The following is a 17,949-nucleotide window of genomic DNA, read 5'->3' as shown; positions in this document are numbered from 1 at the left end:
GGTGCGCACTACTGCACCTAGACTGGGTCCTTGAAAGAAGTTCCAACACGCGCCGCAACGGTCACCGCTGCGGGTCCTGGGGGAGAAACCAACTTATGCCCGAACCGGTGGAAGACAACTCAGCTGCCACTGCTGAAAACTCAGGACAGCCTGAACTCCGGCGCCGCCGCGACCTTCGTCGCGGCGATAACGACGACTTCGCTGCCCGGACAGGAACCATGCCGGTCATCAACCCCCGCGCCTCCGACGACGCGACCGCGCCGGCCCGCCCGGCGCCGGTCCGGAGCAGCTCCTGGGCCCAGGCCGCCGAAGCCGCCGACGAGCGCTTCGGCAACCCCGCCACCGGCACCAACCCCGTGATCCGGCAGGTCCCGGCCGCCCAGCGGCCCGCCCCGGAACAGCCCGCCCAGCAGCCGGACGCCGCCCAGCCGTCCTTCCGGCGGCTCGCACCCGAACAGCCCGCCCAGCAACCTGCCACGCCCCGCCAGCCCGTCGCGCCGCCGTCGTCGGCAGCCCCGGCCGTGGAACCGGCAGAGCTGGACGAGGCGGACGAATTCCGGCCCGCCGAGCCCGCCAGCGAATCCGGCACCGTCCCGCCGCCGCCCGCACGGGCCACGCGCGCCGGGTTGCGCGCCGCGGCCTTGAGCGAGCCCGCCCCGGACTTCATCAGTTCCCCGGGCCTGTTCGTCCGCGAACAGAAGCCCCGGCCCGTCGGCGGTGTCCGTGGCGCGCTGTACAAGCTCACCGGCGGCAGCCTGAACCTGGGCCCCAGCGCCAAGCAGCGCGAGGAGGACGAGCTTGCCCGCCGCATCTCCCGCCAGCTGCAGGGCAGCTACAACACCGCCGTGCTGAGCCTCAAGGGTGGCATCGGTAAGACCTCCACCACCGTGGGCGTCGGGCTGACGCTGGCCGAATACAGGGGCGATCCGCCCTGCGCCATCGACGCCAACCCGGACTCCGGCGACCTGGTGGAACGGGCGCTGGGCGAGGGGATCTACCAGCAGCAGACCCCGCGGACCATCAGCGACCTGCTCCGCAACGTCGACTCGATCGATTCGCTGACCGCCCTGGCCCGCTACATGCACCACGCCGGCCGGCTGCACCTGATCGCCGGCGAGCAGGACCCGGAAGTTTCCGATTCGCTCACCGCCGAGGAATACCTGCGCATCCGCAAGCTGATCTCCGGCTACTACTCCGTGGCCCTCACGGACTGCGGCACCGGTGTCACCCATAACGCCATGAGCGGGATCCTGCAGTCCGCGGACAACCTCATCATCGCCGCCGGCTACGCGGTCAGCGGCGCCAAGCGGGCCCGCAGCACCCTGCACTGGCTTGCCGACCACGGCTACGAGGACCTGGCGCGCAACGCCGTCGTGGTCATCACGGACAAGGACGAGGTGTCCTCCCGCGTGGATAAGGACGCCATCGAGGACCACCTCTCCGGCATCTGCCGGCAGCTGATCGCGGTTCCGCACGACCGCGGCGTGGCCGACGGCGACCTGGTTACCCTGGACGCGCTGCGCCCCGAGACCCGCCGTGCCTACCGGGAGATTGCGGCCGCAATCGTGGACGGGTACGTTTAGCCGCTACATTTAGGCCATGAGCAACTACGTCGGGGACGACGCCACCGCCCACCTGCAGGAGCTTGTTGCAGGAACCGAAACCGTCGAGGACTTCCTGGACGGCCTCTCGGAATTCGCCGCGTCGACGCTGACCCACTTCGCTGGCACCGACATCGAATGCGGCGTCACGCTGCAGCGGCGCCGGAAAACCATGACCGTGGCCGGCTCCAGCAGCACCGCCGTCGCCCTCGACCAGATCGAGCAAAGCCTGGGCGACGGACCCTGCATCGAGGCGCTGCGGACCAAGAAGGTCATCCTGCTGGCAGACGTCGTGACGGACCCGCGCTGGCCGGAGTACCAGAAGCAGTTGGCAGCCCACGGCTGCCGCAGCAGCCTGGGCGTCCCGCTCGAAATCGGCGATGACTCCACCGCCGCCCTGAACTTCTTCGCCCCCGCCACCGGCGTCTTCACCACCGAGGTGGTCTCCGAGGCCGCCGGGCTGGCCGACATCGCCGGCCGGGCGCTGCGGCTGGCCGTCCGGATCGGCACCGCCCAGGGCCGGGCCGAGGACCTGCAGGCCGCCATGGAACACCGCACCACCATCGACTTGGCCTGCGGCGTGGTGATGGCGCAGAACCGCTGCTCCCAGGACGAGGCGATGCGGATCCTCACCAGCGTCTCCAGCAACCGCAACCAGAAACTGCGGGTGGTCGCCGCGGACATTCTCGGCAGCGTCACCTCCCACGAGGTCCACACCCACTTCGACGGGTAAAGCGCCCGAGGGCCCGGACACCTTCCATGGCGGATGTCACACACCGCCGGACACCCTCCCGGCCGGTGCCCCGGACCTAGGATGAAGGGGATGACCAGCACAGAGACCGCCCCCTTCAGCCTCCGCAGCATCGCCGTTCCCGCGTTCGGGCCGGCCCTGCTGTTCAGCTTTGGCGAGGGGGCGATCTTGCCGGTGGTGGCCCTCTCCGCCCGCGACCTCGGCGCCTCCGTGGCCGTCGCCGCGCTGATCGTCACGCTGATCGGGTTGGGCTCCTGGTTCTTCAACCTGCCGGCGTCTGTGATCACCCTCCGCTTCGGCGAACGCTGGGCGATCGTCGGCGCCGCTGCCGCCAGCGCCGTCGCCCTCGTCGGGGCCGCCCTGGCCCCGTTCGCGCCGCACGGACTCTGGCTGCTGGCCGCGTCGATGGTGGTGGTCGGGATGGCGGCGAGCGTCTTCAGCCTGGCCCGGCAGAAGTACCTCACCGAGGCCGTCCCGGTGGTCCTCCGCGCCCGCGCCCTGTCGAGCCTGGGCGGCGTGAACCGGATCGGCATCTTCATCGGCCCGTTCATTGGTGCCGCCGTCATGCAGTTCGGCGGCATCCCCGCCGCGTACTGGGCCGGCGTCGTAGGCATGGCCGCCGCGGCAGCCCTGTCACTGACCATCCCCGATCTCGAAACCCCTGCCGCGGACGTCGACGGCGCCCCCGTGCAGGCGGCCACCATGCGCAGCGTCGCGGCCTCGCACGCCGGCGTCTTCCTCACCGTGGGCATCGGTGTGCTGCTGCTCAGCGCGCTGCGGGCCTCCCGGCAGGTGGTGATCCCGCTCTGGTCCGAGCATCTGGGCCTCGATGCGACCCAGGCGTCGCTGATCTACGGCATCTCCGGCGCGATCGACATGCTGGTGTTCTACCCGGCCGGCAAGCTCATGGACCGCAAGGGCCGGCAGTGGGTGGCCATCCCGTCCACGCTCATCATGGGCACCGCGATGCTGCTGATCCCCCTGAGCGCCGGGTTCGTCGGGTTGCTGCTGGCCTCGCTGCTGATCGGCTTCGGCAACGGCATCAGTTCCGGGCTGAATATGACCCTGGGCGCCGACTTCTCGCCCGACAACGGCCGCGGACAGTTTCTGGGGATCTGGCGGTTCCTGGCCGACGCCGGGTCCACCGGCGGCCCCGTGCTGCTCTCCGGCGTCACTGCCCTGGCGTCACTCGGCGCCGGCGTGGCGTCCACGGGCGTGCTGGGCTTCGCCGCCGCCATCGTCTTCGCCATCACCATTCCCCGGCTGAAGCACCGCCGGAACTACTGAACGGGCCGCCGTCCCGGCGTGCCCTGATGGCGCGGCCGCAGCCGGAGCGCGGCGTGGCCGAAGAGCCACACGCCCGCCACCGTGGCGAGGTACCCGGTGATGACGATCAGCGCCGTGCCGGCCCAGAAGTAGTTGGTGGTGCTGCCTTCCTGGCCCGGGCCGGGCGCGATCTTCAACAGCGAGTACGCCGCCACCACAGCCGAGGCCAGCCCGGCGAGCACCGGCAGCGCCACCCACAGCCGGACCGAGGCCCAGTGCCGGTTGTACCCCTCCCAGCCGTTCCACCGCGGGCCGGTGCGCATGACCAGCCACCCGGCCGGCAGGGTGAACATGCCCACCACCAGGAAGGCGGCCACGACATCGGCCGGGCGGTGCCACTGGTTGATCAGCGTCGAGACCCCGGTGGCGACGGCGAAGGTGCCGCCGAGGAACCCGGCCAGCGGCCGCCACCGCGGCGAGGACATCAGGAACACCGCGGCCGCGGCGGACGCGGCCAGCGTGGTGTGCCCGGACGGCAGCGAATTTAGCTCCAGCGTCTCGATCCCGCGGTAGGGCCGGTCCGGCACCAGATTCTTGATCAGCTGGGTGGTCAGGTTCGCGCCCACGGCGGCGGCGACGGCGATTCCCGCGGCCGCCCAGCGCCGCTTCACCACGGTGACCACCAGGACCACCAGCGTGGCGATCAGCAGGGAGAGCGCGGGCAGCCAGTCCAGAAACTGGGTGGCCGCCTTTCCGGCGGTGCCATAGAGCTGCACCGCCTCCACGAGGGCGGACTCGTCAATGAACTGCCCGGTGGTGGTGCGCACGAAGAACAGATAGGTGGCCGCCAGGGCCACCGCGCAACCGAGCGTGCCGACGACAAAGAGGGCAGCCGTCAGCGCGTGGCTGGTGCTCCTGTACCGAAAACTCATCGTCATACAGGTTCCCACAGAACCCTTTGACTCCGCTGGGCCGAGGGGCGGAGGTGCCCGGTGACGCACGGCCCGGGGTGGTGGCCGCCGGTAGAGTACAGCCATGCCCACCAGCGCCCCGGACCCCGCCCCGCTCCCGCTCAACCCCGGCGGGTTCGACGAACTCCTCGCCGCGGCCCGGGTGGTCAGCCTGCCCATGCGGGTGAAGTTCCGGGGGATCACCACCCGTGAGGCCTTGCTGTTCAACGGCCCGGCCGGCTGGGCCGAGTTCTCCCCGTTCCCGGAGTACGGCGACGCCGAGTCCTCCCGCTGGCTCGCGGCCGCCATCGAAGCCGGCTGGCACGGCTTCCCGGAGCCGCTGCGGACCAGCATCCCGGTCAATGCCACGGTCCCGGCCATCTCCGCGGCGCGGGTCCCGGAGATCCTGGCCCGCTTCGGCCGCGTGGACGCCGTCAAGATCAAGGTAGCGGAGGCCGGGCAGACGCTCGAGGACGACGCCGCCCGGGTCGCGGCGGTGCGGGCCGCCCTGCCGGAGGCCGCGGTCCGGGTCGACGCCAACGGCGGCTGGGACGTCGATTCCGCGGTGGCCGCCTTGACCCGGCTCGCCGGCGTCGGCCTCGAGTACGCCGAGCAGCCCGTCCCGGATATCGCCGGCCTCGCCGAGGTGCGCCGCCGGCTCGGGGCCGCGGGCGTGCCGGTGCCGATCGCCGCCGACGAGAGCGTGCGGAAGGAAGAGGATCCGCTCAAGGTTGCCCGGGCCGGTGCCGCGGACCTGATCGTGGTGAAGGTGGCCCCGCTCGGGGGAGTGCGCCGCGCCCTCGAGATCGTCGCCGCCGCGGGACTCCCCGCCGTCGTCAGCTCCGCCCTTGACACCTCCGTAGGCATCCGCGCGGGCCTGGCGCTCGCCGCCAGCCTCCCTGAGCTTCCCTACGCGTGCGGCCTGGGCACCGTGTCGCTGCTGGCCGCCGACGTCGCCCGGGACTCCCTGGTGCCCGACGACGGCGCGATCGCCCTCCGCGACGTGGCCGCCGACCCGGCCCTGCTGGAGGAGCACGCGGCGTCCCCGGAGCGCCGCGACTGGTGGCTGGCCCGCGTCCGCCGGGTGCACGGGGAATTGACCCGCGCCCGGTAGGCTCCCAGCATTCGGTAGGCTCCCAGGTTTCATTGGGGAAGTTCACCGGAATTTCACTGCCGGGCCGCCGGGACGTCGCGTCCCGGTGACAGGGTGGGCGGTACCGCACCCCACCCTCTCGAAAGGTCCGCCATGCCTGAACGTCCCGGACGCCCCTTCCCGCTGCTGCCGATGCTCGGCCACACCAAGGGCAAGCGAAGCCCCGTCACCTGCGCCCTGAAGTGCGACAACGCGTGCTCCGGCGAAGTCTGCAACACCAGCTCCAACGCCTACTTCCGCGACATCGCCTCCGCCACCCTGTCCCGCCGCTCCGCCCTCGGGCTCGGGGCCGCCGGCGCGCTCGCCGTCGTCTTCGGCAACGCCGCCCTCACCGGCACGGAGGGCAAGGGTGCCAGTCTGGCCGGCGCCGCGAAGGCAGGCTTCGGCCCCTCGAAACTCCAATTCACCGCCATCGCCCCGGTGGACGTCGCAGTCGATGCCCTCACCGTCCCAGACGGTTTCACCTGGCAGCCGGTGATCCGGTGGGGTGATCCGCTCTTCGCCGACGCGCCGGACTTCGAAGTGGACCACCAAAGCGCCGCGGCGCAGGCCCGCCAGTTTGGCTATAACAACGACTACACGGACATCCTGCCCATCGACGCCAAGAACCGCCGGGCCGTGCTCTTCACCAACCACGAGTACACCAACGAAAACATCATGCTCCCCGCCGGTTTCGACCCCGCCGAGGCCCGCGCGATCGGCCGCGCCGCCCACGGCCTCACCGTCGTCGAACTCGAGCGCCAGAACACCACGAAACCGTGGACCTACGTCAAGGGCGCGCCCCGGAACCGCCGCTTCCTGACCGACACGGCGTACACATTGACCGGACCGGCCGCCGGCTCCGCCCTGGTCCGCACCGCCGCCGACCCCGCCGGACGGACCATCAGGGGAACCCTGGGCAACTGCTCCGGCGGCACCACCCCGTGGGGGACCATCCTCTCCGGCGAGGAGAACTTCAACGGCTACTTCGTCACCGCGGGAACGTCCGCGGCGGACAAGCGCTACGGCCTGACCAACAAGCCCACGGCCCGCCAGTGGGAGCTTGACGACCCGCGCTTCGACACCCGCAACCCCGGGTTCGGGAACGAGGCCAACCGCTTCGGCTGGATCGTCGAGGTGGACCCGCTGGACCCGACGTCGACGCCGCGCAAGCACTCCGCGATGGGCCGCTTCAAGCACGAAGGGGCCAACGTCATCGTCGCCGCCTCGGGCCACGTCGTCGCCTACATGGGCGACGACGAACGCTTCGACTACCTGTACAAGTTCGTCTCCCGGGACACCTACCGGGAGGGCGACCGGGCGCACAACATGACCCTGCTCACCGAGGGCGACCTCTACGTCGCCCGGTTCTCCGGCGACTCGCCCGCGGCGGAGATCGACGGATCCGGTGCCCTGCCGGCCGACGGCGCCTTCGACGGGGCCGGCGAATGGCTGCCGCTGGTGGTGGGCGGCCAGTCCAAGGTCCCCGGCATGAGCGTGGAAGAGGTCCTCGTCTATACCCGGCTCGCCGCGGACAAGGTGGGCCCCACCAAGATGGACCGCTGCGAGGATGTCCAGCCCAGCCTGCACACCGGCAAGGTCTACGTGGTCTGCACGAACAACACGGACCGCGGAAAGGCCGGCAAGGAAGGCCCCACCGAGGTCAACCCCCGCGCCATCAACCGGGACGGGCACATCGTCGAGATCTCCGAGACCGGGGACCAGGCCTCGACCACCTTCACGTGGAACCTGCTGATGGTCTGCGGTGATCCCGCCAGGAACCCGTCTGCTTACTTCGCCGGCTTCCCGGCCAGCCAGGTCTCACCGATCTCCTGCCCGGACAACGTGGCCTTCGACTCGGTCGGCAACCTGTGGATCTCCACCGACGGCGCCCCCTCCAGCACCGGCTACGCCGACGGCCTGTTCAAGGTCACCCTCGACGGCCCCGAGCGCGGCCGGGTGGAGCAATTCCTCGCGGTGCCCCGGGACGCCGAGACCTGCGGGCCGGTCATCCACGACGACGAACGCCGCGTCTTCGTCGCCGTCCAGCACCCGGGCGAGGAGGGCACCTTCGCGAACCAGCACTCCGCCTTCCCCGACTACGTGCCTGCCGGCGCAGCGCCGAAGCCCGGCCAGGCCCGGATTCCCCGCCCGTCGGTGGTCCAGGTCTTCCGCGGCGGCAACTAGCCCCTCCGCCACTGCCGACGCTCCCTCACGTCCGGCTCTATTCCGGTGGACGCCCCCTCACGTCCGGCTCTCGCGGGTCCGGATGTGAGGGGGCGTTGCAGCTGATAGGGCCGGATATGAGGGAGCGTCTGGCGCGGGGCGGAACTGATAATTTGAACAGTGTGAATAATCCGGCCGAAATGGTTGTCCCCAGAGTCCAGGCAGCGATTGCCACCGCGTTCGGCGACGAGTTCCGCGGAACGGACCCGGTGATCCGCCCCTCGCAGTTCGCGGACATCCAGATCAACGCCGCCCTGGCCCTGGCCCGCAAGGTCGGGCTGCCGCCCCGTGACGCCGCCGCCCGGATCGTCGACGCGCTGGACTTGGACGGGGTCTGCAGCCTGGTCGAGATCTCCGGCCCCGGCTTCATTAACCTCACCTTCGACGGAACCTGGATCGAGGAGCTGCTCAACGCCCCCACCGCACAGGCCGCCGGGGGCGACGGGCACGGCCCGCTGCACCGCGTCGTCGTCGACTACTCCTCCCCGAACGTCGCCAAGGAAATGCACGTCGGCCACCTCCGTACCACCGTGGTGGGCGACAGTCTGGTCCGGGTCATGGAGGCCCTCGGCCATACCGTGATCCGCCAGAACCACATCGGCGACTGGGGCACCCCGTTCGGCATGCTGATCGAGCACTGGCTGGAGGTGGGCGAGGATTCCCCCGAAGCCGCCCTGCTGGTCGATGACCCCAGCGCCTTCTACCAGGCCGCGCGTGCCAAATTCGACGCATCCACCGAGGAACCGGACGGCTTCGCCACCCGCGCACGCCTGCGCGTGGTGGCCCTGCAGGGCGGGGACCCGGAAACTTTCGCCGTCTGGGAGCGCCTGGTGGCCCAGTCCAAGCGCTACTTCAACGCCATCTACGCCATGCTGGGCATCAGCCTCACCGACGACCACATCGCCGGCGAGAGCTCCTACGACGCGCATCTGGCACAGCTGTGCCAGGAGCTCGAGGAACGCGGCATCGCCCGGATCAGCGAGGGGGCGCTCTGCACCTTCCCGGCCGGCTTCACCGGCCGCGAGGGCGATCCGCTGCCGCTGATCATCCGCAAGTCGGACGGCGGGTACGGTTACGGCACCACCGACCTGGCCACCATTCGCTACCGCGTCCGTGAGCTGCAGGCGGACCGGGTGCTCTACGTCGTCGGCGCCCCGCAGAACGTGCACCTGCGCATGGTCATGGCCACCGCGCGCGACGCCGGCTGGCTGCCGGACACCGTCGAGGCCACCCACGTCCAGATCGGCAACGTCCTGGGCGAGGACGGTAAGATTCTGAAGTCCCGCGCCGGCAACCCGGTCAAGCTGATGGCGCTGCTGCAGGAAGCCGTGGACCGGGCCCGCGCCGTCATCGACGCCAACCGGCCCGAGCTCAGCGATGAGGAGCGCGCCGTCACCGCCCGTCAGGTGGGCATCGGGGCGGTCAAGTACGCCGACCTCTCCACCGGCCACGACACCGAGTACGTCTTCGACTTCGACCGGATGCTGGCCCTCAGCGGGAACACCGGCCCCTACGTCCAGTACGCCGCCGCCCGGATCCGCTCCATCCTCCGCAAGGCCGGGGCGCTGGAGCAGCACGAGGCCGCGACCGTGACCGTGCCGGCGGCGACCATCGCCGTCGTCGAGCCGGCCGAACGCGCCCTGGCCCTGCACCTGCTCGAGTACGACGCCACGCTGCGGAAGGTCGCCGAGCTGCTCGAACCGCACCGGCTCTGCGCCTACCTGTTCGAGCTCGCGCAGCTGTTCACCTCCTTCTACGACCAGTGCCCGGTGCTCAAGGCCGAGGACAGCGTGCGGGAATCCCGGCTGGCCCTCTGCGGGCTGGTGCTGCGCCGGCTGAGCGCGGGCCTGGACCTGCTGGGCATCGAGACGCCGGAGAACATGTGAGCCAGGGCGGGGGACTGGGCGCCGTCGAGAGCGCGCGGATGGCCGTGGCCGCCCTGCTCGGGGCCGGCGTCCGGTACGTCGTCGTCGCCCCCGGCTCCCGGTCCGCGCCGATGGCGTACGCGCTGGCCGAGGCGGACACCGCCGGCCGCGTGGAACTGCTGGTCCGGATCGACGAACGCGACGCCGGCTTCACCGCCCTGGGCCTGGCCCTCGCCACCGGCGCCCCCGCCGCCGTCCTCACCACCTCAGGGACCGCCGTCGGGAACCTGCTGCCGGCCGTCATGGAGGCCAACCACGCCGCCGTGCCACTGGTGGTCCTCTCCGCCGACCGGCCCGACGAACTGCGCGGCACCGGCGCGAACCAGACCACCATCCAGCCGGACCTGTTCGGCGAGCACGTCCGCTTCGCCGTGGACGTGGCCGCCGGGGACAACCCGGTCCGCGCGGTGGAGACCGCGCTCAGCGCCGCCACCGGAGCCTTCGAGGACATCCCGCCCGGCCCCGTGCAGCTGAACCTCGCCTTCCGGGACCCACTGGTCCCCGCCGAGGGGGAAAGCATGGGCGACCCCGCCGCCCGCCGGGTCCACCACGCCCCGCGGAGCCCGCTCGCGCTGGACTTCCCCGCCGCCGACGCCGCCCTGCCGGAGCGGCGCACCGTGGTCCTCGCCGGGCACGACGCCGGCCCCGTCGCCGAGGCGTTCGCCCGCGCCCACGGACTGCCGCTGCTGGCCGAACCGTCCTCCAACGCCCGGTTCGGTCCCAACGCCGTTGGCCCCTACCGGCTGCTGCTGGAACACTTCGGCCCGGACGCGGCCCAGCCCATCGAACGCGTGGTCCTCTTCGGCCGGCCCACCCTGTCCCGGCCGGTCTCGGCGTTGCTGGCCCGCGCCGACGTCCCCTCCGCCCTCTACCAGCCGGTGCCCGTGGCCTGGTACGAACCCGGCCGCCGGACCGAGCTGCCGTTGGAAACCCTCGCGGACCTGGCCGAGTTCGCCGGCCGCGGACCCGCCGCCTGGCTGGACGCCTGGGTGCTGGCCGGGGCCGCCGCACAGCACGCCCTGGACTCCGTTCTCGCCGGGACTGCCGAGGCCACCGGTCCCGCCGTCGGCGCCCAGGTCTGGGAGCACGCCTCCGGGCAGCTGGTGCTGGGCTCCTCCAACGGCATCCGCGACGTGGACCTGGCCGGTGTCCCGCCGCAGGAACCGCGGGCCACCGTCTTCGCCAACCGCGGCCTCGCCGGGATCGACGGCACCCTGGCCACCGCCACCGGCGTCGCCGTCGGCGGGCGGCAGGAAACCACCGTCCTGCTGGGCGACGTGACCTTCCTGCACGACGCCGGGGGATTGTTCCTCGGGGCGGGGGAGGAGGACCCGGCGCTGCGGATCGTGGTCCTCAACGACGCCGGCGGCGCAATCTTCGGGCTGCTGGAACACGGCGGAATCGACCAGTCCGGCCGCTACGGCACCGCCGTCGAACGCCTCTTCGGCACCCCGCACACCGTTGACCTGTCCTCCCTCGCCGCGGCGTACGGCGTGCCGCACCGGGCCGTGACCACGACGGCGGAGCTCGCCGCGGCCCTGGCCGAACCGGTGGAGGACCGCAGCATCATCGAGGTCCGGACCGACCGGCGGCGCCTGCGGGCCCTGCACGGCAGCATCCGCACGGCGGTGGCCGCCGCCGTCGCCGGCACCCTCGGCGGGTAGCTCCGCGCCGCCCGCCTGCCTGGCGACGCGCAAATGACCCTGCGCCCGCGGAATACCCTGTGCGCAGGGTATTTTGCGGGTCGATGGGACCGGGCCGCTGCGAACTGTCCACATAGTGCCTACCCCGGAAACCACGAGCGGCACTTACGAGTCACCCTCGGATCATGAGCGAACTCCCCAGATTGATTCTGGCCCGTGAACATCTGCAGCTTGGACTGACCCCTAAGCAACTGGCCGCGCGCTGCCGGGCAGGTGCCCTCACACGGATCAGGCACGGCGTGTACGTCGACGGACCAGCATGGGCGGCCCTGTCCGACTGGGAGAAGTACCGGCTGGGCGTGAGTGCGGCGGCGGAGACCTTCGTGGCACCTACCGTGTTTGCCCGGCACTCGGCAGCGTCCGTCTGGGGCATTCCCACGATCGGCTACGGGCGGCCAATATACGCCTTGACGCTGAAGAACGACGGCGGACGGTCCCGCGCCGGGGTGAAGCGGCACTACGCGCGCTTCGCCGGCCTCGACGTCGTCGAACGGGAAGGGCTGCTGGTGACGGGGCGGATCCGAACCGTTCTGGATCTTGCGGCCTACACCCCGTTCACCCAGGCGGTTGTGCCCGTAGACCACATCCTGAAGGCGGACACCACCCGCGGGCTGGCGCCGGTTTCGAAGGAAGAACTGCTTGCCGCCGTCGAAGGGAACTACACAGCCGCCGCGGCCCAACGGATCCGGGCTGCCGTTGAGTTCGGAGATCCGAGGTCCGGTTCGGCGGGGGAGTCCTATGGGCGGGCCCTGATGTGGGCTGCCGGCTTCGAGGCTCCGGCGCTGCAGTACGAGATCCGGGACCGCGCGGGGCGGGTGGGCTTCTCAGACTACTTCTGGGCCGAGGGCCGGGTTGCGGGGGAGTTCGACGGGGTCGTGAAGTACATGAAGCCTGAATATTTGAAGGGCCGCACAGCATCGCAGGCCGTGGTCGACGAGAAACGGAGGGAAGACCGGATGCGGGCCGCCGGTTTCTCCGTGGTGCGGTGGGTCTGGCAGGACCTGATGTCACCCGCGCGGCTGGAGAGTGCGCTGTCGGCGGCAGGCGTTCCCCGCCGTCGTGCCCGGTCCGCCCGTCGGCGACCCGAATAAGTCCCTACGACGCGCAGATGCCCTGCTGCTACCGGAATACCGGCAGCGACAGGGCATTTGCGCGTCGACAGGAAGAGATCCGGACCCTAGAGCACCCGGCTCAGGAACTCCTTGGTGCGGGCGTGCTGCGGGTTGGACAGCACCTCGCGCGGGTCGCCGGATTCGACGACGACGCCGCCGTCCATGAACGTCAGCCGGTCACCGACCTCCCGGGCAAACCCGATCTCGTGGGTCACCACGATCATGGTCATGCCGGACTTGGCGAGGTCCTTCATCACGTTCAGCACGTCGCCCACCAGCTCGGGGTCCAGCGCCGAGGTGGGCTCGTCGAAGAGCATCAGCTCCGGATCCATGGCCAGCGCCCGGGCGATCGCCACACGCTGCTGCTGCCCGCCGGAAAGCTGCGAGGGGTAGTGCCCGGAGCGGTCGGCCAGGCCGACGCGGTCCAGCAGCTCCAGTGCCCGCTTCTTGGCGACGTCCTTCGGCTGGCCCTTGACCTGGACCGGAGCCTCCATCACGTTCTGCAGTGCCGTCTTGTGTGGGAACAGGTTGAAGCGCTGGAAGACCATGCCGATCTCGCGGCGCTGGGCGGCGATCTCCTTGGCCTTCAAATCGTGCAAGCGGCCGTTGACCTCGCGGTAGCCGATCAGCGATCCGCCGACCGAGATCCTGCCGGCGCTGATGGTTTCCAGCAGGTTCACGCAGCGGAGCATGGTGGACTTGCCGGAACCGGACGGTCCGATCACCACGGAGACCTCGCCCTGGTTGACGGTCAGGTCGATGCCGCGCAGCACATGATGGTGGCCGTAGTACTTGTGCAGCCCCTGGATTTCGACCAGTGGCTTCTCGGCGATGGCCGTCATCGGGCACTCTCCTCGGGGAAGTCCGTTTTCAGTGACCGCTGGGCGTCGGCGCCGGGCGTGCCGGCGGCGGCGGCCTTGGCGGCGGCGGGGTTCACCGCGGCGGGTGCCAGGTTGTCCACGCCCTTGCCGTAGTACGCCTCAAGGTAGTGCTGGCCCACCATCAGGATGCTGGTGACCAGTAGGTACCAGAACGCCGCGACGATCAGCAGCGGGATCGGCAGGTAGATCCGGTTGGCCAGGGCGTTGGTGGCGAAGGTCAGGTCCAGGGTGAACGGCACGGCCAGGACCAGGGACGTGGTCTTGAGCATGCCGATGGTCTCGTTGCCCGTGGGCGGGACGATGATCCGCATGGCCTGCGGCAGGATGATCCGCCACATGATCTTGCCCTTGGACATGCCGAGCGCCTCGGCGGCCTCGGTCTGGCCCCGGTCCACGGACTTCAGGCCGGCCCGGAAGATCTCGGCCAGGTACGCGGACTCGTTCAAGCCCAGGCCCAGTATTGCGGGGATCAGGCCCTTGCTGGGATCCGAGAGCGCGTAGCTGAACAGCTCCGGACCGAACGGGATGCCCAGGGTGATGGCCGGGTAGAGAACGGTGACCAGGCCCCAGAACACCAGCTGGGTGTAGACCGGGGTGCCGCGGAAGAACCAGACCCAGAGCCAGCTGGTGTAGCGCAGCACCGGGTTGTCGGACTGCCGCATGACCGCCAACAGGATGGCCAGAACGATCGCCAGGACCATCGAGGTGACGGTCAGGAGCAGGGTCCAGCCCACGCCCTGGACCACCTTGACGTCCAGGATGTAGGTGGCGACGACGTCCCAGCGGAAGTTGGGGTTGGTCACGAGGCTCTGCAGCAGCAGGATCAGGGCGCCACCGATGATGATGGCGCTGATCCAGCGGCCGGGGTGGCGCACCGGTACCGACTTGTTCAGTACCGGTGCTTCCTCATTCCGGTCCTTCATTGCAGCATCCGAGTGGCCGGTTAGGCTCAAGACGACGCCGCCGGGTTGAGCTCGGACTTGGTGATGGCGCCTTCGGCGTTGCCCCAGCCCTCGAGGATCTTCTTGTAGGACCCGTCAGCGATCAGCTTGGTCATGGTCTTCTGGACGAGGTCCGCGAGGGCCGTGTCCGACTTGGCGACGGCGATGCCCTGCGGAGCGGCGTCGTAGACGTCGCCGAGCTTCTCGAGCTGGCCGTTGGTCTGGGTGAGGGCGTAGCCGATGATCGGGGAATCGGCGGCCATCGCGTCGATGCTGCCGTTGACCAGGCGGGTGGTGACGTCGGTCTGGTTCTTCAGCGTCACGATTTCGATCGGCTTCTTGCCCTCGGCGGTGCACTTCTTGTTGCGGTCGGCGAGGTCCGGGTCTTCCTGCACGGTGCCGGTCTGGACGCCGATGGCCTTGCCGCAGACGTCATCGAGCGAGAAGCTCTTCGGGTTGCCCTTCTTCACTGCCCAGGCGGTGCCGGCGTTGAAGTAGCTGACCATGTTCACCGCGCCGAGGCGCTCCTTGTTGATGGTGAAGGAGGAGATGCCCAGGTCGTACTTCGGGCCGAGCGCCGGGAGGATGCCGGTGAATTCCGCGGTCTGGACCTGGACCTTGAGGCCCAGGGTCGCGCCGATCGCCTTGGCGATGTCGACGTCGTAGCCCACCGGGGTCTGGCCGTCCGGGCCGAGGAATTCGGCCGGGGCGTAGCTGGTGTCGGCGCCGATGGTCAGGGTGCCCTTGGACTTGATGGCCGCGGGGACCATGGCGGCCAGGGAATCGTCCTTCTGCACGGTCGTGGGGTCGAAGCTGGCCTTCGTCGCGCCGGAGGCTGCGGGGCTGCCGGCGCCGGACCCGGTCTCGGAGGCGTTGGTGCAGGCGGACAGTGCCAGAGCACCGACGGCAAGGACGGTGGCGGCCTTGAGCGTGGAGGCGCTCAGGAGCGAACGGGAGATCTGCATTTTTTCTTACCTTTTGTTGCAGGGGAGCCGGGAACTAAATCGGTTCATAGTGTATCGCCGAACAAGAGATGTACGTCACAGAAAACTAAGTTTCACTATTGGATAACTATAGTGAACGCTTTTGCAACCATTACCGCCGGGCAGATGTCTGGAATCCCGGATTCCGGTGTCGCGGCGGACGGTCGCCTGGTGAGCCAGGGATACGACGGCGGTGCGCCGGCCTCCCCTGCACGGCGCCGGTGTGCCGGCTTCCCGCCGCCAGCGGCTACGCCCGTGTGCGCTTGAAGAACCGGGGCTCAGCTCTCGATGCCGAGGGATTCCAGCATCGGCCGGAACTTCGCCCAGGTCTCGGCCAGCTCCATCTCCGGAACCGAACCCTCGACCACGCCGCAGCCGGCGTAGAGCCGGACCGTGTCCGGGCCCTCGACCACCGCGCCGCGCAGGGCGATGCCCCACTCGCCGTTGCCGGCCGCGTCCAGCCAGCCCACCGGACCGGCGTACGGGCCGCGGTCCAGGTGCTCGAGCTTGCGGATGAGCGCCCCGGCCACCGTGGTGGGGGTGCCGCAGACGGCCGCGGTGGGGTGCAGGGCATTGATCAGCGCCAGGCAAGTGGGGACGTGGCCCTCCACCTCGGTCAGCTCGGCCTTCACGTCGGAGGCGAGGTGCCAGACGTTGGGCAGTTCGAGGATGAAGGGCTCGCTGTGGGCGTTCATGGCCTCGGAGAACGGCGCCAACTGGGTGGTCAGCGACGCAATGGCGATGTCGTGCTCGTGGCGCTGCTTCTCGGACCCGGCCAGGACCCGCTCGGCGAAGTCCAGCGGGCTGCCCTCGACACCGTCGGCGTCCCGCCGGTCCAGGGTCCCTGCGAGAACGCGGGCCTGGGCCGTGCGGCCCTCCACCTGGATCAGCATCTCCGGGGTGGAGCCCACCAGTCCGTCCACGCCGTAGGTCCAGCACTCGCGGTACCGGACGGCCAGTTCGCGGAGTATGGCGGCCGCGTGCACGCCGTCGGGCAGGGTGGCCACGATGTCCCGGGCCAGCACCAGCTTCTCCAGGGCGCCGGTGCGGATTTCGGCGACACCGGCGGCGACGGCGGTCATCCAGTCCGTCTCGCTGAGCGCCCCGGTGCTGAGCTTGGCCTCGCGGTCGCCCTGCGGCTCCTGCTCCGGAGCGGTGTCCAGCCAGCGGTTCAGGGCGGCGCGCGCGCCTGCTTCGGTGAGTTCGACGTCGTCGGCGGTGATCTGGGTCAGCCAGGCCGTCCCGTCGCGCAGCCCCACCACGACCTCGGGGATGATCAGCCGGGATTCGTGCGCGGAAACCTTGGAGAAGGCAAAGGATCCGAAGGCCACCGGGCCGGTGCCGGGGCACTCCACCGCGTCGGTAACGTCGGCCTCAAGGACCAGGTGGCGCCACCAGATGTCGGCCTCCAGGAACCGCTCCGGGCCCGTGGCCGTGAACCGGTCCACCTCGCCGAAGCCCACCAGTCCGGCCTCGCGGCGGGTCCAGCAGAGCACGTCGTCACGGAACAGAAATGACGGCAGCCCCCCGGGGAACGAATCAGCATCGAGGGGGACTGTCAGGGTCCTGATGTGTCTGGTGCCGGGCGCGCTCGTCATGATGAGACAACACTACTCCCGCGTGTCCCGACCTCTGCCCGGTCCGGCGGTTAGGGGGAGGGTGGAAGTTTTGAGACAATGACGGGGTGAACCGAGCATCCTTGGATAAGCGTCCGGACGAAGTAGCCACGATGTTTGATGACGTCGCGCCTAAATACGACGTCGTCAACGATGTGCTGTCGATGGGACAGACCCGGCGCTGGCGCCGGATCGTCGTCGAGGCCATGGATGTGAAGGCCGGCCAGCGGGTGCTGGACCTGGCCGCGGGAACCGGCACCTCCAGCGAGCCGTACGCGGACGCCGGCGTCGACGTCGTCGCCTGCGACTTCTCCCTGGGCATGCTGAAGGTGGGCAAACGCCGCCGCCCGGACATCGACTTCATCGCCGGCGACGCCACCCGGCTGCCGTTCGCCGACAACACCTTCGACGCGAGCACCATCTCCTTCGGCCTGCGCAACGTCAACGAGCCCAAGAAGGCCCTCGCCGAGATGCTCAGGGTCACCAAGCCCGGCGGCCGGCTGGTCATCGCCGAGTTCTCCCAGCCCGTGGTGCCGCTCTGGCGAACCATGTACACCGAGTACCTGATGCGCGCGCTGCCTGCGATCGCCGTCAAGGTCTCCTCCAACCCGGACGCCTACGTCTACCTCGCCGAATCCATCCGCGCCTGGCCGGATCAGGACCACCTGGCCGCCTGGCTGCAGGAAGCAGGCTGGGAGTCCGTCAGCTACCGCAACCTCAGTGGCGGCATCGTTGCCGTGCACCGGGCGCAGAAGCCGGCCGGTCCGGCGGACGGCCCCGCCGCCGGTGCGCAGGCCCTGGCCAACCACACCGGCCCGGTCGCGAAGCTGCGGCGCAACATCGCCCGGCCCGGGCGCTAGCC

General features: G+C 70.2%; 14 protein-coding genes. 9 read left to right on the top strand and 5 right to left on the bottom strand.

Going from position 1 to position 17,949, the window contains the following annotated elements; all coding sequences use genetic code 11:
* Nucleotides 1-95 precede the first annotated feature (95 nt).
* The 3 genes from ACFUCU_RS14950 to ACFUCU_RS14940 all read left to right on the top strand — a co-directional run bounded on the left by ACFUCU_RS14950 (nt 96) and on the right by ACFUCU_RS14940 (nt 3,639).
* Nucleotides 96-1,583 (top strand): MinD/ParA family protein, encoded by a 1,488-nt coding sequence (locus tag ACFUCU_RS14950; protein WP_377973273.1) that lies wholly within the window; start codon nt 96-98, stop codon nt 1,581-1,583.
* A gap of 16 nt (nt 1,584-1,599) precedes the next feature.
* Nucleotides 1,600-2,334 carry a GAF and ANTAR domain-containing protein gene (locus tag ACFUCU_RS14945; protein ID WP_364133653.1) on the top strand — a complete coding sequence of 245 codons (735 nt, stop codon included), beginning with the start codon at nt 1,600-1,602 and terminating at the stop codon, nt 2,332-2,334.
* Between the two features lie 90 nt (nt 2,335-2,424).
* On the top strand, nt 2,425-3,639 hold the full coding sequence (locus tag ACFUCU_RS14940; RefSeq protein ID WP_377973272.1) for an MFS transporter: 1,215 nt from the start codon (nt 2,425-2,427) through the stop codon (nt 3,637-3,639).
* On the opposite strand, the gene ACFUCU_RS14935 is transcribed toward ACFUCU_RS14940, so the two are convergent.
* Nucleotides 3,633-4,556 (bottom strand): phosphatase PAP2 family protein, encoded by a 924-nt coding sequence (locus tag ACFUCU_RS14935; protein ID WP_377973271.1) that lies wholly within the window; start codon nt 4,554-4,556, stop codon nt 3,633-3,635. The genes ACFUCU_RS14940 and ACFUCU_RS14935 overlap by 7 nt on opposite strands.
* A 97-nt stretch (nt 4,557-4,653) precedes the next feature.
* Here ACFUCU_RS14935 and ACFUCU_RS14930 point away from each other — a divergent pair, with 97 nt between their 5' ends.
* The 5 genes from ACFUCU_RS14930 to ACFUCU_RS14910 all read left to right on the top strand — a co-directional run bounded on the left by ACFUCU_RS14930 (nt 4,654) and on the right by ACFUCU_RS14910 (nt 12,645).
* Entirely contained in the window at nt 4,654-5,682 is a 1,029-nt protein-coding gene (locus tag ACFUCU_RS14930; RefSeq protein ID WP_364133643.1) for an o-succinylbenzoate synthase, read from the top strand.
* A 132-nt stretch (nt 5,683-5,814) separates the two neighbouring features.
* A complete protein-coding gene (locus ACFUCU_RS14925) occupies nt 5,815-7,887 on the top strand; it encodes a PhoX family protein (protein ID WP_377973270.1) in 2,073 nt (690 codons plus the stop codon).
* Between the two features lie 179 nt (nt 7,888-8,066).
* Entirely contained in the window at nt 8,067-9,812 is a 1,746-nt protein-coding gene (argS, locus tag ACFUCU_RS14920) for an arginine--tRNA ligase (RefSeq protein ID WP_377973269.1), read from the top strand.
* 38 nt (nt 9,813-9,850) lie between these two features.
* Nucleotides 9,851-11,515, top strand: a complete 1,665-nt coding sequence (gene menD / locus ACFUCU_RS14915; RefSeq protein WP_377973314.1) for a 2-succinyl-5-enolpyruvyl-6-hydroxy-3-cyclohexene-1-carboxylic-acid synthase — start codon at nt 9,851-9,853, stop codon at nt 11,513-11,515.
* A 164-nt stretch (nt 11,516-11,679) separates the two neighbouring features.
* Complete coding sequence (locus tag ACFUCU_RS14910) at nt 11,680-12,645, top strand: hypothetical protein (RefSeq protein ID WP_377973268.1); 966 nt, start codon at nt 11,680-11,682, stop codon at nt 12,643-12,645.
* A gap of 86 nt (nt 12,646-12,731) precedes the next feature.
* Here the strand turns inward: ACFUCU_RS14910 and ACFUCU_RS14905 are convergent, their stop codons facing one another.
* The 4 genes from ACFUCU_RS14905 to ACFUCU_RS14890 form a co-directional block, all read right to left on the bottom strand.
* Nucleotides 12,732-13,508: an amino acid ABC transporter ATP-binding protein gene (locus ACFUCU_RS14905; RefSeq protein ID WP_290256060.1), complete on the bottom strand. Its 777-nt coding sequence runs from the start codon at nt 13,506-13,508 to the stop codon at nt 12,732-12,734.
* Nucleotides 13,505-14,470 carry an amino acid ABC transporter permease gene (locus tag ACFUCU_RS14900; RefSeq protein ID WP_364133635.1) on the bottom strand — a complete coding sequence of 322 codons (966 nt, stop codon included), beginning with the start codon at nt 14,468-14,470 and terminating at the stop codon, nt 13,505-13,507. The genes ACFUCU_RS14905 and ACFUCU_RS14900 overlap by 4 nt, the downstream gene beginning before the upstream one ends.
* A 26-nt stretch (nt 14,471-14,496) precedes the next feature.
* A complete protein-coding gene (locus tag ACFUCU_RS14895) occupies nt 14,497-15,453 on the bottom strand; it encodes an ABC transporter substrate-binding protein (protein WP_290256058.1) in 957 nt (318 codons plus the stop codon).
* A 296-nt stretch (nt 15,454-15,749) separates the two neighbouring features.
* Nucleotides 15,750-17,069 (bottom strand): isochorismate synthase MenF, encoded by a 1,320-nt coding sequence (locus tag ACFUCU_RS14890; protein ID WP_377973267.1) that lies wholly within the window; start codon nt 17,067-17,069, stop codon nt 15,750-15,752.
* A gap of 86 nt (nt 17,070-17,155) precedes the next feature.
* Between ACFUCU_RS14890 and ACFUCU_RS14885 the strand changes: the two genes are divergently transcribed.
* On the top strand, nt 17,156-17,947 hold the full coding sequence (locus ACFUCU_RS14885; protein ID WP_364133627.1) for a demethylmenaquinone methyltransferase: 792 nt from the start codon (nt 17,156-17,158) through the stop codon (nt 17,945-17,947).
* Nucleotides 17,948-17,949: the final 2 nt, after the last annotated feature.

The organism is Arthrobacter sp. NPDC057259 (assembly GCF_042668995.1).
Lineage (GTDB): Bacteria > Actinomycetota > Actinomycetes > Actinomycetales > Micrococcaceae > Arthrobacter.
The sequence above is the reverse complement of the archived record's forward strand: the minus strand, read 5'-3'. Positions and strand labels throughout refer to the sequence as shown.